Source organism: Psychromonas sp. (assembly GCF_983033635.1).
On record NZ_CEZLMY010000208.1, the window covers coordinates 1 to 5345 of the forward strand.

General features: G+C 39.5%; 3 protein-coding genes. All 3 read right to left on the reverse strand.

The annotated features are described in order from the left end of the window. Window positions 1–453: 453 nt before the first annotated feature. The 3 genes from rsgA to AC4GME_RS16955 all read right to left on the reverse strand — a co-directional run bounded on the left by rsgA (window position 454) and on the right by AC4GME_RS16955 (window position 5066). Window positions 454–1494 (reverse strand): ribosome small subunit-dependent GTPase A, encoded by a 1041-nt coding sequence (rsgA, locus tag AC4GME_RS16945; protein WP_490377893.1) that lies wholly within the window; start codon window positions 1492–1494, stop codon window positions 454–456. A gap of 568 nt (window positions 1495–2062) precedes the next feature. Then, a complete protein-coding gene (locus AC4GME_RS16950) occupies window positions 2063–3925 on the reverse strand; it encodes a putative bifunctional diguanylate cyclase/phosphodiesterase (RefSeq protein WP_490377894.1) in 1863 nt (620 codons plus the stop codon). A gap of 22 nt (window positions 3926–3947) precedes the next feature. Continuing rightward, entirely contained in the window at window positions 3948–5066 is a 1119-nt protein-coding gene (locus AC4GME_RS16955; RefSeq protein WP_490377895.1) for an FIST signal transduction protein, read from the reverse strand. Between the last annotated feature and the right edge of the window lie 279 nt (window positions 5067–5345).

Below are 5345 nucleotides of genomic sequence, written 5' to 3' on the forward strand. Positions count from 1 at the left end.
CGCATATTATCAGCAATAGACCAGCCAGCAATGCGGCGCGAATATAAGTCCATTACAACGGCTAAATACAGGAAGCCTTGATGCGTTGCGATATTGTAGTGGTACAGCAATTTAGGTCACTCGTTTAGAGGTAAATTAATTATACTTTCTGACTTGTTTTGCCGTAAAGCGCCTCAGCTAGTAAAAATCACCACGCTCGCTTTTTCCCGAAAGCGAGCATAGCAGTGGCCAAGTTAATTTAGTCACTTATTTTTAGTTTCTAAGGCGCTATGGGGGCGTTTGCGCCTTAGAAAACTAACTCGCTTTCCCCCTAAAACGAGTTAGAAGCAAAAGGCAAGACGCGGCCCCATTAACATTTTGTGGCAATGGAGTCGTGTGGTGGTACTTATTATTGGGCCCGTTATGCAGGGGTGGGGGAACCCATTAAATCACGTCATTACCTTATTCAGAGTACTATCTCATTTTAAGGTTTTTGTTTTCATTGATTACGCTTTTATAATACTTCTGAAGCGCTTTATCATTGGCTCTTTTTTCCGCTAAGCTGGCACCATTGCGTGCTTGTTCGCGAAGCAGTTTCTGATAATTGCTGAAACGCCTCTCTTCCAACGCTCCCGATTCAATGGCCGCTTGCACAGCGCATTGAGGTTCACTTTGGTGCAGACAATCACCAAATTTGCACTGTTTTGCCAGTTCAGTGATATCTGAAAATGTCTCAGCAACCCCTTCAGCACAAGCAGTTAACTGCAATTCGCGCATTCCAGGCGTATCCAGCAGCAGACCGCCAGTGGGCATTATATGCAGTGAACGCCCTGTGGTAGTGTGCCTGCCTTTGCTATCATCTTCACGAATACCGCTAGTTTGTTGGGTTTCATCACCTAACAAGGTATTAATCAGTGTGGATTTACCCACGCCAGATGAACCGATAAAGGCGATGGTTTTTCCTGTTCCACACCAAGGGGCGAGTGCTTGCACGCTTTCACTATCCAGTGCATTAACCGTTTCTACCATTAACATCGGGTTGATGCGATGGATCTGCTGGATATACTCTCTAGGATCTTGGCACTGATCTGCTTTAGTTAAAACAATAACAGGCTCAACATCCGCTTCATTGGTTAGAGTGAGAAAACGCTCAATACGACTTAAGTTAAAATCGTGATTGAGTGAACTTACAATAAATGCACTATCAACATTAGTGGCAATGAGCTGTGCCGCAAGTTTACTGCCGGCGGCCTTACGGCTAAATTCAGACAATCTGTCAAGACAGCGTATAAAATGACGTTCATTATCAAGCAGTACCCAATCGCCTACCGTAATATGCGGCAGTGAAGGAGAAGCGCTCAGTGTAATCTCGCCTATTTCTGATGCGAGTTTAAAGCCCGAACGGTGATGCTCTGTAACGCGAGCAAACACAGTGCCTTCATACTCTTCTAAGGTAAGTTGTTGTTGAAAAAATGGTCGCCAACCAAGCTGGCTAAGTGTTAAATGTGTGATCATAATTTTAAACCCCAGACGCAATTATTCTCGGAAAGAATTACATCAAAGTATTATTTTATAAGGGGTATTTGAACCATCTGCAGAAAGCAGACAGGTATGTATATCCCCCGGTTTAATTACCGGGCAAGAAAGGTGTTCGATTTTTCGAATTAAGCGTTTCGAGCCCAGTTAGCAGCTTTCAATACAATCATCATTTATTCCTTCTTGGTTATTAAAGACAGGAAAAGAATAGCAGATCTTTTCCTAAAGGGACAGGCACGTTAACAGGATATCTCGAGATCTCCTTATTATATTTGCGTGGGTCATCAAGAATTGAAAAGTGTTCGATAAATGACATAGCAGACTTCAAAAAGTTGAATCAGCTATTAGATCACACTCTTGTTGTGGCCAAGTAAAATAGGCCACAAATTTGTAGTTTGTAACTCGCTATGGGGGCGTTTGCGAGTTAGCTTTCTAAGGCGGAAAGGGGCACAAAGCGACTTAGGTTATTTTACTTAATAGCTCTATAAAATTGGCCAATTTTTGTTGGTCACTACACATATCACCTCTAAACATGTGGCCAATTTTACTAAACCGCTACTCGCAAAGAGAGGCGCTTTGCTAAATTCTCTTTTATAAGTTCGGCGAATTTATTAAACTGTAAAGGCCGACTAAAATAGTATCCTTGATATTGATAACATCCTAATTTGATCAGGCAATCTAATTCTTTCTGACTTTCCACTCCTTCTGCGATGATTTCCATGTTCAAACTTTTACCCAAGTCAATAATCATATTTGCGATAGCGTAATTATCATCATCATTATGAATATCGCTGACAAAAGCGCGATCGATTTTGAGTAAACTGGCAGGCAAACGTTTTAAATATTTCAATGAAGAATGGCCAGTACCGAAATCATCAATGGCACATTCCACTCCATATTTACGTAGCTTTTCTAAGTGATTTATCGAGTGCTCAATATTGCCCATCATAATACTTTCAGTGATTTCTAGTTTTAAGCTAGCTGGTCGTATTTCGTTACGCTCAATAGCTGACATAACGATATCTACAAAGTCATTTTTTGCGATTTGTTTGGCGCTAACATTGATGGACACTTGCTTAAAAGAATCTGGCAGTTTCATTTTCTCAATAACCTTAATGTCTTTACATGCTTGGTTCAGTACAAAGTCACCAATTCGCACAATAAGATCGCTTTCTTCCGCTATAGGAATGTATACAGCGGGAGATTCATAACCACGAACAGGATTATTCCAACGCAATAAAGCTTCGGCACCAATAATATTTTTCAGATGATCAAATTGAGGTTGATAATGAAGTTCAAACTCGTTATTTTTTAATGCATTTTCAATTTGCGCTGTATAATTCAGGCGATTATTCAACGATTCGGACATTTTAGATTCATAAGCGATTCCCTTGACACCCTCTGTTTTTATCGCTTCATACATGGCAATATCTGCATTTTTAATGATATCGTTGACTGTTTTACTGCTATCGTTAAACGTCTCATACCCTATAAAACAGGAAAGAGAAAATGTACCTTCTTGCACTTCAATGGGTTCTTCAATAGCTGAAACAACGCGATCAATCATGACATTAATCATAGACGTCACTTTGCAGTGATCAGAAGAAAGCTGAGTTAGCAGCATAATAAATTCGTCACCGCCAAATCGTGCCACTGTATAGTCACATTTCACTACATCTTTTAGTCTCATGGCTACCTGCCGCAAAACCTCATCACCTACATGGTGCCCCATCACATCATTGATATTCTTGAAGTGAACTAGGTCAATCAACAGTAACCCACCTGTCTCGTTGCTTTTTTCACAATATTTTATTGCTTTCCTCAAACGTCGTTCTATTTCTGTTCGATTACAAAGACCCGTAAGATGATCATGGGATGCTTGGTAACGAATTTTTTCTTCGACCTTCTTTCGAGTTTTAATTTCTTGAATAAGCGCTTGATGATCAATCGACGCAGTGCAACTTGTTGCCAATTTTTGTAGTACCGGAGTCAAGGCTGCTTGAATGGTCTGCTCTAGCAGTTCTTTATGCTCAATGATTAATACGCCAATGTGATCAATCTTAAAACAGTGGTATAAATCCGATTCGATTTCTATAACCATGTTTTGATCGTTAGTCTGGGAAAACTCGTATACGATACTAACTAGTTGTTGGTTTTTGCACCAAGGAGAGCCTTTTTTTTGGCGAGGCAAACTCAAATAATGCTTTAGGCTTATCCCAATGTCTAATAGTTGTCCATGAATAGGGTTATTGTCAGGATCTTGGAAAAGAAAAATATGGGTACTAGTCGGCTCTAATCGTGAACTGCACACCTGTAAAAATTGGTGTAACATTTCTTTCAGATCGGTGGTATTGCCGATGCCTAGAACCAACTGATGTTGAATTGAAATAATGTGCATCGCAGTATTCATAAGCAAAAATTATCCTTCATTCCTAAAAAGAACCGATAACAGTCGATTTATTTAACAAACGAATTGCTCCACTTTGGGTATTTGTAATTTCACCAAGACTCATCACTCCGACCAAAAAGGATTCTGGTAAATGTTGTTGAATAGCCTTGAGTTCATGTTTAATGTCATCTCCCATAAACACCCCTCGGCTAATACAATCAAAAAGCAATAGTGTTTTCGATTTATCTGTCTTACCAAGAGCTTGGGCTGTTTTTGCCGCCGACAGGATCATTTTGTCCCGCTCACCTTTGAGCAAATATACCGTAGAATTAACGGGCACATTACCCACACACTCTAAATAAGAACCGTCACTCTGAATCGGATCTCTAACTAACAACTCCCCGCCTAACGACATGATTCCTAATGGAAATTGTTTAGATGTATCGAAGAAATCCTCTTGTTTCAGGGTCTTGTTACCGACATTTTTTATTACATCACGATACAACTCGAAGGCAGATATATAATTCAGAGAGTGAACATAATGTCCTTCTGAAGCTGTCACTAAATAGGGACCATCTAGAATTTCCCAACCATGTCCCACTTCGTTGTTTATTGCATAAGGAACGGCAATAACTTGTATCGTGTCACTAATTAATCCTTGGTTACTATAAATAGATGGGCGGGGGACAAAATCCAATGAGCCAGCCCCACCTCCAACTACAGTTATTCCTGAACCGATATAATCATAAAATTCGTCAGTAAAATTTTCATTCGCACTGCAAAAAGCGTCAGCTATGATTATGAAATTTTGATAGTCATCAATATTTTTACTATTTTCGTCGATATAACTTTTGAGATCGGAGTTAGAGGTCGACAACATAGTGTAGTTTGTAATTGCAGGTTCAAACATAAGTCCCAAAATAATAGCGCCTTGAGAATAGGTATTTTCTTGCAGTATAATTTGCGGAAACATTCCACCACATATTGGCAGCGAACATTCGGCCAATATCACATTGGTTTGTTGTTCGTCGTAGCCGTTATCAATACAGGTAAACAGTAATATACTTTTGCATCCTTCACTGATCACACTTTTTAGACCATCGGTAAGCTCACTCAAAGAAGTGCTAGTTGTAAACCTGATGATAGGAGGCGCAGTGTTCATGAAGTTCCATCTCCCAAATTTAGTAGTACTATTGAATACTCAGCAATTCAGTATAGGCGCATAAAAAAACTATGTAACTAGTCACTTTAATGTTTAAATTCAATCACGACAGAGTCTTTATAACTGTAGAAAGAATAATCCACTTTTTGATTTAAGCAAGTAATTTGTGTTTTTCAAGACAGTGCTCAGTCGACTTTTTATTTCTTTGAATAAGGCAAAATAGCGGATGTAACACCACTGTGCTCAACACATTTTGTTACATGAGCCGTTAAATTTGCC

Excerpts from the sequence above, each read along its gene's own strand:
- rsgA (WP_490377893.1), bottom strand. The coding sequence starts at position 1,494 with ATGATCACACATTTAACACTTAGCCAGCTTGGTTGGCGACCATTTTTT.
- AC4GME_RS16950 (WP_490377894.1), bottom strand. The coding sequence starts at position 3,925 with ATGAATACTGCGATGCACATTATTTCAATTCAACATCAGTTGGTTCTA.
- AC4GME_RS16955 (WP_490377895.1), bottom strand. The coding sequence starts at position 5,066 with ATGAACACTGCGCCTCCTATCATCAGGTTTACAACTAGCACTTCTTTG.